Source organism: Streptomyces sp. x-80, assembly GCF_046549095.1.
GTDB classification, from domain to species: Bacteria; Actinomycetota; Actinomycetes; order Streptomycetales; family Streptomycetaceae; genus Streptomyces; species Streptomyces celluloflavus.
Map to the genome: position 1 here is coordinate 64,246 of NZ_JAJPWM010000016.1, position 14,855 is coordinate 79,100.

The 14,855-nt window shown below is 72.8% G+C and carries 15 protein-coding genes and 1 pseudogene; 8 read left to right on the plus strand and 8 right to left on the minus strand.

Annotated elements, in window-relative coordinates; genetic code table 11:
- Nucleotides 1-13 precede the first annotated feature (13 nt).
- Together ACLJWH_RS28560 and ACLJWH_RS28565 are read left to right on the plus strand one after the other, a co-directional pair.
- Nucleotides 14-700, plus strand: a complete 687-nt coding sequence (locus ACLJWH_RS28560) for a TetR/AcrR family transcriptional regulator (RefSeq protein WP_411144654.1) — start codon at nucleotides 14-16, stop codon at nucleotides 698-700.
- 513 nt (nucleotides 701-1,213) lie between these two features.
- The gene (locus tag ACLJWH_RS28565) at nucleotides 1,214-1,786 is read left to right on the plus strand and encodes a hypothetical protein (protein WP_411144655.1); all 573 of its coding nucleotides are present in this window, start codon (nucleotides 1,214-1,216) and stop codon (nucleotides 1,784-1,786) included.
- On the opposite strand, the gene ACLJWH_RS28570 is transcribed toward ACLJWH_RS28565, so the two are convergent.
- Both ACLJWH_RS28570 and ACLJWH_RS28575 read right to left on the minus strand, forming a co-directional pair.
- The gene (locus ACLJWH_RS28570; protein ID WP_411144656.1) at nucleotides 1,758-3,344 is read right to left on the minus strand and encodes an alpha/beta hydrolase; all 1,587 of its coding nucleotides are present in this window, start codon (nucleotides 3,342-3,344) and stop codon (nucleotides 1,758-1,760) included. The genes ACLJWH_RS28565 and ACLJWH_RS28570 overlap by 29 nt on opposite strands.
- Before the next feature lie 86 nt (nucleotides 3,345-3,430).
- Nucleotides 3,431-5,668: an MMPL family transporter gene (locus tag ACLJWH_RS28575; protein ID WP_411144657.1), complete on the minus strand. Its 2,238-nt coding sequence runs from the start codon at nucleotides 5,666-5,668 to the stop codon at nucleotides 3,431-3,433.
- Nucleotides 5,669-5,909: 241 nt separating this feature from the next.
- Here ACLJWH_RS28575 and ACLJWH_RS28580 point away from each other — a divergent pair, with 241 nt between their 5' ends.
- Together ACLJWH_RS28580 and ACLJWH_RS28585 are read left to right on the plus strand one after the other, a co-directional pair.
- Nucleotides 5,910-7,133, plus strand: a complete 1,224-nt coding sequence (locus ACLJWH_RS28580; RefSeq protein ID WP_411144658.1) for a sensor histidine kinase — start codon at nucleotides 5,910-5,912, stop codon at nucleotides 7,131-7,133.
- Complete coding sequence (locus ACLJWH_RS28585) at nucleotides 7,130-7,852, plus strand: response regulator (protein ID WP_411144659.1); 723 nt, start codon at nucleotides 7,130-7,132, stop codon at nucleotides 7,850-7,852. The genes ACLJWH_RS28580 and ACLJWH_RS28585 overlap by 4 nt, the downstream gene beginning before the upstream one ends.
- 236 nt (nucleotides 7,853-8,088) lie before the next feature.
- On the opposite strand, the pseudogene ACLJWH_RS28590 reads toward ACLJWH_RS28585, so the two are convergent.
- Nucleotides 8,089-8,307 (minus strand): annotated as a pseudogene (locus tag ACLJWH_RS28590) (response regulator transcription factor); the annotation flags it as partial.
- A gap of 11 nt (nucleotides 8,308-8,318) precedes the next feature.
- Nucleotides 8,319-8,495, minus strand: coding sequence for a hypothetical protein (locus ACLJWH_RS28595; RefSeq protein ID WP_411144660.1), 177 nt, complete (start codon nucleotides 8,493-8,495; stop codon nucleotides 8,319-8,321).
- Between the two features lie 176 nt (nucleotides 8,496-8,671).
- Here ACLJWH_RS28595 and ACLJWH_RS28600 point away from each other — a divergent pair, with 176 nt between their 5' ends.
- Nucleotides 8,672-9,634, plus strand: coding sequence for an NAD(P)/FAD-dependent oxidoreductase (locus ACLJWH_RS28600; protein ID WP_411144661.1), 963 nt, complete (start codon nucleotides 8,672-8,674; stop codon nucleotides 9,632-9,634).
- Nucleotides 9,635-9,824: 190 nt separating this feature from the next.
- On the opposite strand, the gene ACLJWH_RS28605 is transcribed toward ACLJWH_RS28600, so the two are convergent.
- Both ACLJWH_RS28605 and ACLJWH_RS28610 read right to left on the minus strand, forming a co-directional pair.
- Complete coding sequence (locus ACLJWH_RS28605) at nucleotides 9,825-10,190, minus strand: hypothetical protein (RefSeq protein WP_411144662.1); 366 nt, start codon at nucleotides 10,188-10,190, stop codon at nucleotides 9,825-9,827.
- 159 nt (nucleotides 10,191-10,349) lie between these two features.
- Nucleotides 10,350-10,844, minus strand: coding sequence for a hypothetical protein (locus ACLJWH_RS28610; RefSeq protein WP_411144663.1), 495 nt, complete (start codon nucleotides 10,842-10,844; stop codon nucleotides 10,350-10,352).
- 199 nt (nucleotides 10,845-11,043) lie between these two features.
- Between ACLJWH_RS28610 and ACLJWH_RS28615 the strand changes: the two genes are divergently transcribed.
- Nucleotides 11,044-11,280: a hypothetical protein gene (locus ACLJWH_RS28615; protein WP_411144664.1), complete on the plus strand. Its 237-nt coding sequence runs from the start codon at nucleotides 11,044-11,046 to the stop codon at nucleotides 11,278-11,280.
- Between the two features lie 172 nt (nucleotides 11,281-11,452).
- Here the strand turns inward: ACLJWH_RS28615 and ACLJWH_RS28620 are convergent, their stop codons facing one another.
- Nucleotides 11,453-12,190, minus strand: a complete 738-nt coding sequence (locus ACLJWH_RS28620; protein WP_411144665.1) for a hypothetical protein — start codon at nucleotides 12,188-12,190, stop codon at nucleotides 11,453-11,455.
- Between the two features lie 659 nt (nucleotides 12,191-12,849).
- Between ACLJWH_RS28620 and ACLJWH_RS28625 the strand changes: the two genes are divergently transcribed.
- Nucleotides 12,850-13,686 carry an alpha/beta fold hydrolase gene (locus tag ACLJWH_RS28625; RefSeq protein WP_411144666.1) on the plus strand — a complete coding sequence of 279 codons (837 nt, stop codon included), beginning with the start codon at nucleotides 12,850-12,852 and terminating at the stop codon, nucleotides 13,684-13,686.
- Nucleotides 13,679-14,266 carry a TetR/AcrR family transcriptional regulator gene (locus ACLJWH_RS28630; RefSeq protein WP_411144667.1) on the plus strand — a complete coding sequence of 196 codons (588 nt, stop codon included), beginning with the start codon at nucleotides 13,679-13,681 and terminating at the stop codon, nucleotides 14,264-14,266. The genes ACLJWH_RS28625 and ACLJWH_RS28630 overlap by 8 nt, the downstream gene beginning before the upstream one ends.
- Nucleotides 14,267-14,355: 89 nt before the next feature.
- Here the strand turns inward: ACLJWH_RS28630 and ACLJWH_RS28635 are convergent, their stop codons facing one another.
- Nucleotides 14,356-14,784: a hypothetical protein gene (locus ACLJWH_RS28635; protein WP_411144668.1), complete on the minus strand. Its 429-nt coding sequence runs from the start codon at nucleotides 14,782-14,784 to the stop codon at nucleotides 14,356-14,358.
- Nucleotides 14,785-14,855: the final 71 nt, after the last annotated feature.

A 14,855-nucleotide genomic window follows, 5' to 3' on the forward strand; every position in this document is an offset into this window, starting at 1 on the left:
CTACGATGGGCAGATGCCCCACAGCCCTCAGCCCCGCAGCCGCCGCGAGCGCCCAGCCAAGCCACCCCTCACCCGGGAAGGGATCATCGCCACGGCGGTGCGCCTGATGGAGGCCGAAGGTCTGCACCGGGTCACCATGCGCCGCCTGGCCCAGGAGCTCGACACCGGACCCGCGTCCCTGTACGTGTATGTGGCCAACACCACCGAGCTGCACGCCGCGATCCTTGAAGAGCTCCTGGGCGAGGTCGACCTGAGCCCGGACACGGCCGACGGTGACTGGCGGGATCGGATCGAGGCCGTCCTCACCTCGTACAACGAGGTGCTCTTCGCCCACCCGAGCCTGGCCTCCTCGGCGCTGGTCGCCCGCCCCTCCGGCCGCAACTACCTCAACCTGGTGGAGGCGCTGCTCGCGCTGCTGACCGAGGGCGGCGTGCCCGGCGACCAGGCCGCCTGGGGCGTCGACATCCTGCTGCAAGCCGCTACCGCCTCCGCCGCGGAGCACTCGGCACGCAAGGAGTCCGCCGGCGCCGAGGACGACTGGAACGCGCTCACCGACGCCCTGGGCCATGTCTCCGCGGACCGGCAGCCGCATGTCGCCGCCCTCGCCGAGGAGCTGGTCTCCGGTCCGCCCGTAGCACGCCGCACATGGACCTTCCACGCCTTGATCAACGGCATCCTGCACACCCCACGCTCACGGTGACCAAGCACACAACCCGAGCTCGGCAAGCGCGGTCGCGTAGCCGCTATCCCAGCAGCCGACATCCAGCAGCCCCGCCCCGCCGGGCGAGCCGGACAGCGAGCGGGGCTCTGGCTCAGATTCCGTGATGCGGGCACGCTGAGTGACGGTTCGTGGCCGTACCGCCGGCGTGCTCCAGCACATCGAGCGCTGCTCCCGGCAGCGGCCCGTCCGGAGAGGCGATCTCCCGCTCCCACCTCTCCTGCGCGTCCTTGCCGCCCTGGAGGAACTGCTCGCGTCGCGCTGCTGTTCGTGGTCCGTCATCGGCCCTCTTTCCGCAGATCGGCCCTGCACCTTCCGTTGTACCGACCGAGCCGCACAGATGGGCGGCGTGGGGATTTCTGCGCCACGGGGTTGTCCACAGATCCCAGCTCGGAGCCCACATTTCAGCGAACTCTGTCCACAGGCGGACCCGCATGGACAGGGGTGTCCGCTTCTGGGGTGAGGTGCCCGGACGCACACCGAAAGGGCACGGCCATGGCACAGACGAAGTTCGACAAGCAGGTGGAAGAGACCGCCGAATCCCTCGCGTTCGGGATCGACAGGATGTTGGCCGGCCGGAACCTGGACGGCGTGAAGCGGACCGACGCGACGTTCTGGCGCTCGGGCAACCGCGTCCTGCCGAAGGCGGAGGGCCGCGTACGGCGCCGCTCCTACAAGGCCGGGTGGCGCCGTCTGTCCTTCCGTCTCGCCCTCGGGACAGGCATGGTGGAGACCGGCTACCTGTCCACCCGGGACCTGGACGCCACCGTGCAGACCGTCCAGGAGCTGTGGGAGAACCGGGAGACGGCCCTGGCCGCGCTGGAGACCGGCGGGACCGGCGCGGCCTCCGCCCTGACCGTCGGCAGCGCGGCGTACATGGTGCTGACCCGTGAGCGCCGGGAGCCGATGCGTCGCGAAGAGTGCCGGGCGAGTGCGGCCGCCAACGCCCCGGCGGAAGCTGACAGCGACGTAGCGGGCGCCCGCGATGAACTCAAGAGCGCCGAACACCGGCAGGCCGGCCAAGGCGAGGGCTCCTGCCCTACGAAGACGCCTCACCGGCCCGCTTGACGCAAGTCTGATTCTTCGTCGGCAGTTTGCCGGTAGCCAGGTAGCTGTTGACCTCGTCGTCCACGCAGGCGTTGCCGTAGCGCCCGAAGAGGGCGTGTCGGTTGGCGCCTTTGAGGGTGAGCAGCTTGGAGCCGGGCAGTTGCTCGTGCAGGGTCACGCTGCTCTTGTAGGTGGTGCGCGGGTCGCCGGTGGCGGCCACGATCAGTACCGGGGCGTCGCGGCGGACCCGGGTGGGTTCCTCGCGGGGGCGGTCCCAGAAGGCGCAGGGGCCGATGTTGTTGGTCATCGGACCGAACACCGGGTGCGCGGCCCGGCTACGTTCGATGTCGCGCCAGTAGACCTCGGGGTCGCGCGGGGCGGCCACGTCCCCGCAGAGGACCGCGGCCTGGACCCCCGACGGTTCGGCCGCACCGTGCAGTAGGTACCGGAGCGTCGCGGCGAACTCCGGCGAGAGCGGCGCCGGCGCCGTGCCCCGTGCGGCCCTGCTCAGCACGGCCAGCTGCTCGGCGAGGAACGCCCGGGTCGGGTCGGTGTCGTCTCCGATGCCGGAGTAGAGGAGGACCGGCACCTGGGTGTCGTCGATCCGGAAGGCGTCCGAGCCGGTGCCGACGGTCAACGGGCCGCGGGCGGACGCCCTGAGGACGCGGTCGACGGTGGTGAGCACTTGGGCGCGGGTGCGGCCGAGGCCGTACGCGGCGTCGCGGTCCGCCGCCCACGCGGCCCAGGCGGACAGCGCCTTCTCGCTCGCGCGCTCGGTGCCCTTCGTCAGGCGGGGACCGTAGTCGGCGGGGGCGACCGCGCCGTCGAGCACGACGCGGTCGTAGCGGCCGGGGAACATCTGGGTGTAGACCGTGCCCAAGTAGGTGCCGTACGAGTAGCCGAGATAGGAAATCTTCCGCTCGCCGAGCGCGCCGCGGACGACATCCATGTCACGGGCCGTGTTGCGGGTGCTGATGTACGGCAGCACTGAGGCGTCGGCGGCGCGGCACTTGTCGGCAAGGCTCTTCTGCAGGACGACCTGGCGGTCGAAGCCCGCCCGACCGGCGCCGGCCGAGAACCAGGACGTGCCGACGGGCCAGCCGCAGTCCAGTGGGGTGCTGCGGCCGACGAAGCGTGGGTCGAAGCCGACGATGTCGTAGCGCGCACCGACGTCCTTCATCGCCTTGCGGACGTCCGGCGGTGACTGGACCGAGGGTCCGCCCGGCCCGCCGTTGTTCAGCAGGATCGAGCCGATGCGGTGGCGGGCGTCGGTGGCCTTGAGCCGGGATATCGCGACGGTGATCGTGCGCCCCGCGGGGCGGGCGTAGTCCAGCGGCACGGTGACGTCCGCGCACTGCACACCGGCTTTGTCCAGATCGCGGCCCGTCGTGTCGACGGGGCCCGTGACGCAGCTGCCCCAGCCGAGGTGTTGCCGGTAGTACTGGTCGAGCCCGGCTGCGGTGCCGTTCTTGGCGGGGGCCTCTGAAGCTGAGGCCAGGGCGGGGGAAGTGGTGAAGCAGGCGGCGAGAGCGAGGCTCGCGGCGGAGGCGCGCCGCGCGGTGGGGCTGAGGATGGTCACAGGTCTCCTTGGGCTGGTGGATACGGTCGTGGTGCGGAAGGCGGTGTCCGGGGATGAAGTGCTCACCGGCCACCTGAGTTGCTCAGTCAGTACGCCGTGACCCGGTCGGGTTCCGGGGCAGGTGCGTTCGCGCGGTGCCGCGGTTGGCCACCCTTGGCGGGCTGTGGGCGGACCGGCCACCAGACGCTCCGTCCGAGGAGCGCTGTGAGGGCGGGGACCAGCACCAGCGAAAGGACGAGCGCGGAGAGCAGGATGCCGAGCGTCATCGCGAAGGCGATCTGTTCGTTGCCCGGGGTCGTGGCGAGCGAGGCGAAGGAGCCGGCAAGGACCAGCCCGGCCGTCGCGATGGCCGGTGTCGTGTGCTGTACCGCGCGGGCCACGGCGGCGCGGGCCGGGCCCGGCCGCTGCATTTCCTCCCGGATCCGGTCGCTGATGAGGATGTTGTAGTCGGTGCCCAGTGCTACGACGAACAGGAACAGCACCAGCGGGAGGGAGAAGTTGACGCCCGGCTTACCGAGGACGTGCTGGAACAGCAGGGTGGCGGCGCCGAGGGTGGCGGCGAAGCCGAGTCCGACGGAGAGCATCAGAATCACCGGTGCGAGCAGGCTGCGCAGGAGCAGCAGGAGGATGAGCGCGATGAGCGCGGCCGCGACCGGGAACACGATCTTCAGGTCGTGGTCGACGGCGGTGGAGATGTCGGCGGAGATCGCCGCCGTTCCGCCCACATGTGCCGTCGTTCCGGCGGGTGTGTGCTGGGCGACCGCTGCCCGCACGGGTCCGGAGGCCAGGTCGCGGGCCTGCTGGCTCTGCGGGTCTGCGGTCGGGTAGAGGTCGATCCGGGCGGCGCGGTGGTCCTTGTTCAGGACGGTCCGTGCGACCTGGCCCACGCCTTTGACCTGGGTGAGGGCACGGTAGAGGCCGTCGAGCCGGCCTGCGGTGAGGGTGCCGCCGTCAGCGGCGGTGACGAAGACGCTCGTCGGGTCCGAAACTCCGGCCGGCAGCGCACGGGAGATCTCGGTCGCGGTAGCCGCCGCAGGGGTTTCGGCAGCGGCGTCGCCCTGACCGTAGTCCATGCGGATCCCCATCAGCCCGGCGGCCAGCGCGGCAAGCAGGGCGACGGAGGCGACCACCATCGTCAGCGGTCGTCGTGCGACCAGAGCCCCGAAGCGGGCGGCACGGCCCTCGCTCGGCTCGTGGCCAAGGGCCTTGGAGGGCCAGAACATCTTGCGCCCGGCGGACGCGAGGAGCGCCGGCAGCAGGGTGAGGCTGCCGAGCAGCATCACCAGGACCGCGACGGCGATCGCGGGACCCAGCGAGCGGAACTGCCCGAAGGTCGCCACGCCCAGCGTGGCGAACGCGGCCACGATGGTCAGCGCCGCCGAGGTGATCGCGGTGCCCACCCGGCCCGAGACCTGCCCGGCCGCTTCGCGGGCGGACTGCTCCGGCCGGGCGCGCAGTTGCTCGCGGAAGCGGAACAGCAGGAACAACAGGTAGTCGATGCCGATACCGAGCAGGACCACGCTGATCAGATCAGGGGTGCCCGCGTCGAGCTTGCGCCCGGTGAGTATCGCGGCACCCGCGATGGCTCCCCCTGCCACGCCGATGATCATGGCGACCGCGACCAGCGGCAGCAGGGCCGCCAGCACGCTGCGGAACACCAGCACGTTGATCAGCAGGATGAGCCCCATGAGGAGGGCGCCCCCGACCTTCGCGGCGGTCTCGTGGGAATCGGTGGTGTCGACAGTGTCAGCGAGACTCCCGGTAAAGCCGGTGCGCATCCCCGCCTCGGAGAACTGCGTCCGGGCGGCGTCCCGGAAGGCCCGGTAGACGCCCTGGACCCCCTTGTCCGTACGGTTCCCGATCAGCTCGACGGAGAGCAGCTCGAAACTCCGGTCGGGCGCCACCATCGCCGGGGCGATCCCGGGCGTCTGGGAACGGTCCGGGACCAGAAACTTCGGCCTGTCGTCCTCCCTGGGCATCATCACCCGGCGCTGCGCCAGCTTCGCCGCCTCGGCCTCAACCCGCTTCTGGTCGGCGGCGCCGAGAGCCTTGCCGTCGGACCGGGCGACCAGCATCGTCACCGTGGTGGCGTTGGGGTTCACCCCGAACTGCTCCTCGGCGATCTCCAGCGCGGCGGCCGAGTCGTAGCTCCTGGGCAGGAAATCCCCGGTCTGGTTCTGGGTGACGCGGCCGATCAGTGTCGGGGCCAGGGCGCTCAGCACGGCACCCAGCACCGCCCAGAGGGCAATGACCTTCCACGGGTGTCTGGTGGAGTAGCCGGTCAGGGCGCGGATCACGATGTCCTCCGGCGGACGGACTTGCATGCGGACGTCTGCCGGGGGCTCCCGGCCGGTCTCCAGACCATCACCGGGAGGGGCCGGCAAGCGTCATGGCAGCGGATGATCCGGACCCGGGACCTGGGGTCTGCCCCGGCCAGGGACCAGGACCCTGGTCCTGGTCCCGGTCCTGGTCGCGGGCCGCGTGCTGCCGCCGCCGGTGCTGCCACCGCGGCTGCTGTGAAACTCTGTACTGGAGGCCCGGAGGCCGGACACAGGGAGAACAGACATGCGCAGGCGCCGACACATCGGGCCCGACGATGCCCGGAAGCCGCTGGGCGTCGAGAGCGCCGGCGCCGGGCTGCCGTGGACCCGCAACGACGCACTCGTGACCGGCGGGGCCTGCGCGATGAACCTGCTCAGCTACGTGTTCTTCGACGACCCCGATGGCCGGTACGCCGTGAACGTGGCCGGGTTCCTCCTCGTTGCGCTGGCAGCCCTGCCGCTGCTGGCCCGGCGCAGCTACCCGGTGGTGGTGCTCGCTGCCGTACTGGCACTCGATACGACGGCCACCCTGACCGCGCCGCTGCCCGGACACTTCGGTGCCGTCCTGCTGGTCGCCCTGTACTCGGTCGCCAGGGCCTGCACCGGCCGGGTGACGGCGGTCGCGGCCGCCGCGGCGGTGTCGCTGACGCTGCTGAGCCAGAGCCACGGCCGGATTCCGACCTGGCAGGACGCCATTGCCTCGCCCCTCTCTACCCTGATAGTCGTCGGCACCGCCATGGCGGTCAACCGCTGGCAGCGGGAGGTGGCGGCGAACCGCAGACTCCTCGCCGACCGTGCGCTGGCCGACGAACGCCGCCGCATCGCACGGGAGTTGCACGACATCGTGGCCCACCACATCACCACCATGCAGCTGATGGCAGGTGGAGCTCGGGCCAACCTCGCCGAACCGGAGGTGGTCCGGGACGCCCTGGTCACCCTGGAATCCTCCGGGCGGCTCGCCCTGCGCGAGATGCGCCAGCTCCTGGACGTGCTGCGGGCCGGTGACGAAGTGGAGGCCGCGCCGTCGCAGCCCCAGCCGGGCGTCGACGACCTCGACCGTCTGGTGGCCGAGTCCCGTCTTGCCGGACTGCCGACCGAGTTCAGCGTCCACGGGCCGCAGCGCCCGCTGCCGCCGACCGTCGGCCTCACGGTGTTCAGGATCGCCCAGGAGGCCCTGACCAACGCCCGTAAGTACGCGGGGCCTGCCTGCGCGTCCGTACGGCTGGCGTATGGTCAGGATCGGGTCACCGTCGAAGTGCGGGACGACGGTGGGAGCACACCGCCGCAGGAGGGGGCGTCGTCGGTGGGCTCGGGCGGTTACGGCCTGATCGGCATGCGCGAGCGCGTCGCCCTGCACGGCGGCACCCTCACCGTCGGCCCGCAGGCCGATGGGGGGTTCGCAGTAGTGGCCGACCTGCCGCTGACCACGGACGAGGCGGCCGTCCAGCACGAGGGGGCACACCGATGACCGGGACCCGGCCGAACACACCGAGGATCAGGGTGCTGATCGTGGACGATCAGCCGCTGGTCCGGCGCGGCCTGTCGCTGATCCTCTCCCCCGACCCGTCCTTCGAGGTGGTGGGAGAGGCCGAGAACGGCGCCCAGGCCGTCACTCTCGCCCGTCGGCTGCGCCCCGACGTCGTGGTGATGGACATCCGGATGCCCGTCCTCGACGGGGTCGGCGCGACCGGGGAACTCGCCGCCACCGTGCCCGGCTGCCGGGTCCTGGCCCTCAGCACCTTCGACATGGACGAGTACGTCGTGGGTGCCCTGCGCGCCGGAGCCTGCGGGTTCCTGCCCAAGGACAGCTCGCCGGAGGACCTGAGCGCGGCGATCCGCACCGTCCACGCAGGGGAGGCCGTCGTCGCGCCGCGCCTGCTCACCCAGCTGATCTCCACCTACGTACGGGCCCCTCACAGCGCGTCGCAGCCACTCCCCACCGACCTTGGCGAACTCACACCCCGGGAGGTCGAGGTGTGGCGTCTGATGGCCACCGGTCTCGACAACGCCGAGATCGCCCACGACCTGGACATCAGCGTCTCCACGGTCAAGAACTACATCACCAGCATCTTCGGCAAGCTCGACGTCCGTGACCGTGCCCAGGCGGTCATCGCGGCCTACGAATCGGGCCTGGTCACTGCCCGCGCGGCAGCCGGCAACCCGCCCGGCGACGGGAACACCGCATAGCCGGGCCGACCGGTGCGCGCACTGCTTGCACAGGGTGGTGCCGAGGAGGGCCAGGACAACGGCGGGGCCTCCCGAAACTCCTGCACGGCCGACTTCTCCCGCTGGCGAGGGCGGGTAACTCCCCAAGTTCCCATAGCCGGGCCTGCCCCCGGGGTGCGGAGGTGTCCCGAGCGTGGACTGCTCCGGACGCTGGTTCAGCGGCACCGGCAGGCCGGGTCAGGCCACCTGATGTCGCGTCAGCCCGCGACCGCGGGCACGATCAGGCCGGTTGCGTACGCGATCACCACCGCGTGGTCCGGTTCTGTGCGTCGAGCTTGGTCAGCACGTTCCCGACGTACGTCTTCACCGTCTCCAGGCTCACCCTGCACGACTCTGCGATCTCCGGGTTGGACAGGCCGGCCGGTGGCCATCAGTCGCAGCACCTCCTCCTCCCGGCCCGTCAGCGCCGCCTGCGGGCCCGTCGCACTCAGCCCTTTGACGTCACGTCAACTCCTTGGGCGGCAGTGCGGCGGCGGACCAGCGCCGTCGCCGCCGGCGCGGCCAGGAGGTAGGCGGCGCAGGCGGCACCGTAGGGGCTGGCCGAACTCGACGAGGAGACCGGCGGCGGCGACAGCATCAAGACGGCCGACGGAACCACCGTCATCCTCAACACCATCGGCATCCCCGAGATCGACGACGCCAACTTCGCCGCCATCCGCGCCGAACTCGTCCGCTACGCCGAACCGTTCCACGACGTGGACCCGGCCGACCTCGACTGGGTGGACAGGCGACCCCATCTCCCGCCCGCTGAAGGCGTTCCACATCCCCGGCGAGCACGCCGTGAACCCCGTCGCCCTCATGGAGCGGCTGGAATCCGCGTTCACCAAGGCCGGCGGCACGGTCATCACCGAACTCGCGACCGCGGTCGCCCACGACCGCGACCGGGTCACCGGCGTCACCCTGGCGAACGGCGAGGGCATCAGCGCCGGCCAGGTGGTGCTGGCCGCCGGCGCCCGCACCCAGGCACTGCTGGACACCCTGCCCGTCGGCCCGCGCATCCCCAAACTGGTCAGCGGCTACGGCGTCTCGGCCCTCGTCAAGACCGTGGACGGCACCTCGCCGCGCAGCGTCATCCGCACCCCCAACCGCTCCTTCGCCTGCGGACTGCACGTCCTGCCCAGAAGCCAGGGAGAGGTCTACCTCGGCGCCACCAACGTCATCTCCTCCGCACCGCGCGACATCGCCGAGATGCGGGACCTGGTCTTCCTGCTCCAGTGCGCCCACCGCCAGGTCCGGCGCAACCTCTGGGACAGCCACGTCGCCAAGGTCCAGGTCGGAAACCGGCCGGTCTCCGTGGACGGATTCCCCCTGCTGGGCGCCGGCGGCATGGACGGCCTGTGGATCATGACCGGAACCTACCGGGACGGCCTGCACCTGTCGCCGCTGCTGGCCCAGGAGATGACGGCCCGGATCCTGGGCGAGGCACCCCGGACCGCACTGGCCTCCTTCACCCCCGTACGGCCGCCCCTCCAGGCGTGGAGCCGCGAACGCATCGTGGAGGACGTCGTCCACCACACGATCGCGATCGGCTACGAACAGGACTGGAAACTCCCCGTCGAGTGGCACGGATGGATCGAGAACGACCTGCGCCCGGCCACCCTGAGCTGGGCCGAGGAGATCGACCCGGAGTTCACGCCCCCGCCGGAACTGCTCTTCCTCTCCCGGCACATCCCCGATCTGGCCAAGATCCTCCGGGAGTACTACGCGGCAAGCCGCGAAGAGGCCGGCGCACCGGCGCGATAGCACACCGCCCCCGGGGCGGGCCGTCCCGCCGACAGCCCGACCGCCCGACAGCCCGACCGCCTGCCAAGAGCGGCAACAGCCCGATGCCGACGGCCGCCTGAACGGGACAGGGAAGTAAAGAAGACAACCCGCGGACGGGGCCGCGTACTTCGCGCGCACGCAGCCGTCAGCCGCCGCCCTGCCGCCGCCCTCAGCCGAAGTGGACGGCGGCCAGTACCGGCCCGGCGACAGCCAGGGCGTACTGCGCCCACACCGCCCTGACCCGTGCCGCGTGGCCGAGCACGGTGCGGGGCAGCGCGAGCGCCACGACGCCCACGACGGCCGACAGCTTCATCGACCACAGGGACGCATCCACCAGCGGCCCGCTCGTGCCGTCGCCGCGGTACGCCTGGTGCAGGACGACGAGGAGCCACACCCCGTAGGCGAGCACGAGCGCGAGCAGGCCGAGGGCGGCGGACACCCGCACGGCCGCCGGGGAGGGCGCGAACGGGCCGACGGTGGCAGAGCCGGCTGCCGGGGCGGGCGTCGGGGCGGGCGGAGGGGCGGGTGTCGTCATGGCCGTCAGCCTGGCCGGGGCGGCGCGCCCCGGCATCGGGACAGCTACTCAGCAGCGAGGGGACGGGTACTCAGTACCCGGTCGCGCGCGCCCCGGGCCGCGCCCCGCGCCGACTGCCCGGTGCCGACCGCCCCGCGCCGACTGCCCGGTGCCGGGCGCTCAGCCGCCGAACATCTGGCGGCAGATGCGCAGCAGCTCCCCGCGGACCTGCCCGGACGCCATCCGGCACACCGCCCCGGCATCGGCCGACGCCCGCGGCCACGGCAGTACGGGCACACCGTGACGGTCCCGCCGCACCGTGTGCGCCGGCGCCGGCGACCGGACCGCCGCCCGAGCGCCGGACGGCCACACCCGCCGGGGCGGCCGCTCCCGCCGCCGCGGCGGCACAGCGCGCACCGGCCGCACTCCCCGCGCAGTGCCCGCCTTCGGCGACCGCACCGGCTTTTCCGGCAGACCGCGCACCGTCACCAGCTGTTCCCGGGGCTGTTCCTGACGCGGCGTCACCGCGGGGGAGGGCCACACCGGCGCGACCGTACGTCCGTCAGGGGCCAGGACGGGCGCGCGCACCGGTCCGCCGGCCGGTACGGACACACAGCCGGCGGTGGCGATCAGCAGGGTCACCGCGACGGCAGGAAGAAGAAGAGGAGGGCGCACCCCCCTACCGTGCCGCACCCACGGCGGCACTCCCCGCGACGCGCTGGCGCGCCACGCGGACGAAGGACGGCGGCGAAACCGTTGGCGGCGTCCGGCCCCGGACCACGCGGCCGCCGCCGGACTGCACGGCAGTTGATCCAGGTCCCGCCCGGTCCCGACGGGGAGGGCTGTCGGGCGCCTCGGAACCGGGCGCCCGACGATGCCGCGCGCGCCGTACGAGCCGCACCGCGACGAGCGCACCCCGGCGCACCGCGACGAGCACGTCCCGGCGGCCCGTACGGACGCGTGCCGCGCCGCGCCCGGCGGAAACGCGGCGCGGCGCGACACGGTCGCCGGCACGGACGGCCCGCGCCGTCCGCATTACCAGGGCTGCCCGGCCCGCTGCCGTGTTCGCGTGCTCGCCTCGCCCGCCCTCCTCGCGGCCGCCGCCGAGTGACCACCCGCCCGAGCGCAGGGGCTCCGGCGGGCGACAGCCGTCGGCGGCGCCGGTGCGCACCCGCCGACGCCGCCCGGACCTCGCCCCACGCGCCCGCGTCCCGCCCGCTCCTACGCCCTGACCGGCAACTCCCCACCATGACCGGGGAGTTCACCGATCCCCGGCAGCCGCGTCAGCTCTCTTCCGCTTCCGCTTCCACGGGGCTGCGACGCCGCCGGGCCTCTCCTCGGCGGTGGGCGCCGGGCAGCCGGCGGCGGCGGGCCGGGGCGGCCGGGGGAGTGCGGCCGGTGCCGGGCACCCGCTGTACGTGGTGGCGTACCGCGAAACGCAGTCCGCATCCGCGGCACCACCAGGCGCCGGCCTCGGCGGCGCCCGCCGGTCCGGCCGGGTGCCGGCGTTCCACCGCCGGTGCGCCGCAGTCCGGGCAGGCCGTGGGCCCGTACGAGCAGTGCCGCTCCGCCAACGGCTCCGGTTCCGCGTGCGGTTGCGGCACCGGAAGGTGGTCCGAGCGGGCTGCCTGCGCGCCGGCGGCCGTGGTGCGGCCCGCGGCCGCCGCGACCAGGGCCCCGGCCGAGAGCAGGATCAGGTTCTTGACGACGAACTCGCCCGTCGCGGTCAGTTGCAGCGGATTGGCGTTCTGGAAGGCGAGGTGCGGGGCGGTGACCAGAAGGGAGAAGGTGCCGGCCATATGGGCGGCGAAGACCGGCAGCAGCTGTGGCAGGTACCGGTTGAGGGCGAACAGCACGCCGATGGAGATCTCGACACCGCCCAGCGCGGGGATGAACCACGCCGGGGCCGGGAACGGCAGCGCGGCCCTGACCAGGGTGCCGACCGGGCTGGAGCCGACGAGCTTGAGCACCCCGAACCACACATACACCGTCGCCAGGGCAAGGCGGAGCGCTGTCAGCATGCGCGGGAACGAGGGACGCCACGCCCGGCCGGGCCACATGTCCCAGAGCGCCGGGCGGGCGGGGTACGGAGACGTCCCGTCGGCCCGCGTCGTGCCGGCGGGACTTCCCGGACGTCGGGAGAGGCTCATGGTCAGTTGCCCTTCTGTCGGAGCACGCCGACAGGGCACGGGTGGCCGGCCCGGCGGAAGTGCCGGGCAGCACGGCGCCGGCTCCTCGGCGCTGTGCCGTGGGCCGGACGCGGAGCCACTGATGCGGCGCCGGCGGAGTTGATCGCTGTCACGCGGCGCCGGCGGGCGGCTGCGGCCGGTGGCTCGACTGCGAGCGACGGTCACCGTGCGGGCCCTCGAAGACGAACAGACCGGGCCCGCCGGCATTCACGCTGGGTGGTGAAGACGGACACCTTCCGGGAACACCCATATGCCGCTATCGACGTACATTGAGGCCGTAAAACGACCTCCTGTTCATATTGCAGCACCTGGTGCGGATGTCAACTCGACTGCGTGGGTTCGGGGTTCCCGCCTGGCCCCGGCCCCCGTCGCGGTCACCGTGGGTGAACGGGCGATGGGGGAGCGGAGGCGGGAGGCGGCCGCCTTGACGCATCAAGCTAATGGCATTAGCTTCATGGCTACAGACATTAACTCTTCGGGGACGGGACGGCATGACGCACTTCTTGACGGCCAACGGCGGACAGCTCGCCTACGACGTGACGGGCGAGGGCCCGCTGATCGTGCTCGCCCACGGCATGGGCGACAACCGGGCCGCCTACGACGAGGTGGCCGCCCGCCTCGTGGCGGCCGGGTTCCGGGTCGCCGCCATGGACCAGCGCGGACACGGCGAGTCCAGCACCGGCTGGCCCTCCTACACCCGCACCGACGCCGCGGACGATCTGCTCGCTCTCATCCGGCACTTGGGCGGCCCCGCCGTCCTCGTCGGCCACTCCTTCGCCGGCGGCGCCGCCACCATCGCCGCGGCCCGGGAACCCGAACTGGTCAGCGCCCTCGTCGAGATCAGCCCGTTCACCCGCGCACAGCAGACCGGCCTGGGCGCCCTGGTCTCCCACCCCCGCTACCGCAAGGGCATGACGCTCCTGATGGGCGCCGGACTGCTGCGCAGCGTCGGACTGTGGAAGCGCTACCTCGACCACGCCCACCCGGGCCCCCGGCCCGCCGGCTTCGCCGACCGTATCGCCGCCCTCGACGCCGACCTGCGCCGGCCGGGCCGGATGGCCGTCGTCGCCAAGATGGGCATGTCCGCACCCACCGACGCGGGCGCCAGGCTCGCCGACATCCGGTGCCCCGCCCTGGTCATCGAAGGCACCCTCGACCCCGACTGGCCCGACCCCCGGGCCGAGGGCGAGGCCATCGTGGCGCAGATGCCCGCGGGACTCGGCCGGCTCCAGATGATCGAGGGTGCGGGCCACTACGCACACGCCCAGTTCCCCGCCGAAGTCACCACGGCCATCCTGGCCTTCCTCAAGGCCGGCGTACGTGGCTAGGGCAGCGCTCTCCACGGACGCCGTGGTCGACATCGCACTGCAACTCCTCGACGAGAAAGGCCCCGCCGCCCTGACCCTGTCGGCGGTGGCCGGCCGGGCGGGCGTGGCCACCCCCTCCCTCTACAAGCACGTACGCAACCTCGCCGAACTACGCGACCTCATGTCGGCGCGGATCATGAACGACATCGCGGACCAGGTCGGCCAGGCCGTGCTCGGCCGCTCCGCCGACGAGGCGATCCGCGCCCTCATGACGGCCTGGCGCCACTACGCCCGCCACCACCCGCACCGCTACGCCGCACTCCTGCACCGCCCCGAACCACGGACGGCCGAGGCCGGCAAGCGGCTGCTCGACATCCTCTTCGCCACCCTGCGGGCCTACGGCCTGACGGACTCCGCGGCGATCCACGCGGTCCGCTGCCTGCGCGCGGTCCTCCACGGCTTCGCGGCCCTCGAAGCCCAAGGCGCCTTCCAGCTCCCCGAGGAACTCGACGAGAGCTACGACCTGCTGACGCATATGGTCATCACCGGGCTGCACACACCCGCCGGCCCCCTGCCGGCCGCCGCACCGCCACCGGCCTGAGGCGGACCACGGCGGGGAGCGGCCCTCGCACCGCGGCCGGCACGGACGCCCCCGGCCGCTCCGGGGCGCCGCACCGCGGTGACGGCGACTCACCCGCCGCACACCGGCGCCGCGGTCAGCCGGCGCACCACGTACGCGACGGGCACGGCCACCAGCGTCAGCACCGCCAGCACGGCCATAGCGGTCAGCGCGGGGTTGACCCAGGCCGGGACGATCTCCACGCCGCTGCACACCGTGCTGAGCGGAAAGTGGCCCGACGACTGGGGATGGGCCCTGACGCCCATCCGGGCCAGACAGGTCTTGTCCCCGTACAACCCGGGCGAGTAGAGCGCCTCCGCATAACCGAAGACCAGGACGGCGGCGCTCAGCGCCGCCACCGACACCAGCCCCAGCGGCCGGGGACTCGCCAGCCGCGGCGCGCACCCCTCCCGGATCCTGCGTACGGCGTGCGCGACCAGCCCGGACACGGCCGCGATCAGCACCAGCGCGCCCGGCGGGCCGAAGAAGACGAGAAGCATGAGGCATCGTCGCACGCCCCGCCGCGGCCGCCGCCGTCCGCGACCGACGTCGGCGCACCCGGCCCCGGGGC

Bases quoted from the DNA above. Each gene is read 5' to 3' on its own strand.
- ACLJWH_RS28560 (WP_411144654.1), top strand. From the start codon at position 14: ATGCCCCACAGCCCTCAGCCCCGCAGCCGCCGCGAGCGCCCAGCCAAG.
- ACLJWH_RS28565 (WP_411144655.1), top strand. From the start codon at position 1,214: ATGGCACAGACGAAGTTCGACAAGCAGGTGGAAGAGACCGCCGAATCC.
- ACLJWH_RS28575 (WP_411144657.1), bottom strand. From the start codon at position 5,668: ATGCAAGTCCGTCCGCCGGAGGACATCGTGATCCGCGCCCTGACCGGC.
- ACLJWH_RS28580 (WP_411144658.1), top strand. From the start codon at position 5,910: ATGCGCAGGCGCCGACACATCGGGCCCGACGATGCCCGGAAGCCGCTG.
- ACLJWH_RS28585 (WP_411144659.1), top strand. From the start codon at position 7,130: ATGACCGGGACCCGGCCGAACACACCGAGGATCAGGGTGCTGATCGTG.
- ACLJWH_RS28595 (WP_411144660.1), bottom strand. From the start codon at position 8,495: ATGACGGTGGTTCCGTCGGCCGTCTTGATGCTGTCGCCGCCGCCGGTC.
- ACLJWH_RS28605 (WP_411144662.1), bottom strand. From the start codon at position 10,190: ATGACGACACCCGCCCCTCCGCCCGCCCCGACGCCCGCCCCGGCAGCC.
- ACLJWH_RS28615 (WP_411144664.1), top strand. From the start codon at position 11,044: ATGCCGCGCGCGCCGTACGAGCCGCACCGCGACGAGCGCACCCCGGCG.
- ACLJWH_RS28620 (WP_411144665.1), bottom strand. From the start codon at position 12,190: ATGCTGACAGCGCTCCGCCTTGCCCTGGCGACGGTGTATGTGTGGTTC.
- ACLJWH_RS28625 (WP_411144666.1), top strand. From the start codon at position 12,850: ATGACGCACTTCTTGACGGCCAACGGCGGACAGCTCGCCTACGACGTG.
- ACLJWH_RS28635 (WP_411144668.1), bottom strand. From the start codon at position 14,784: ATGCTTCTCGTCTTCTTCGGCCCGCCGGGCGCGCTGGTGCTGATCGCG.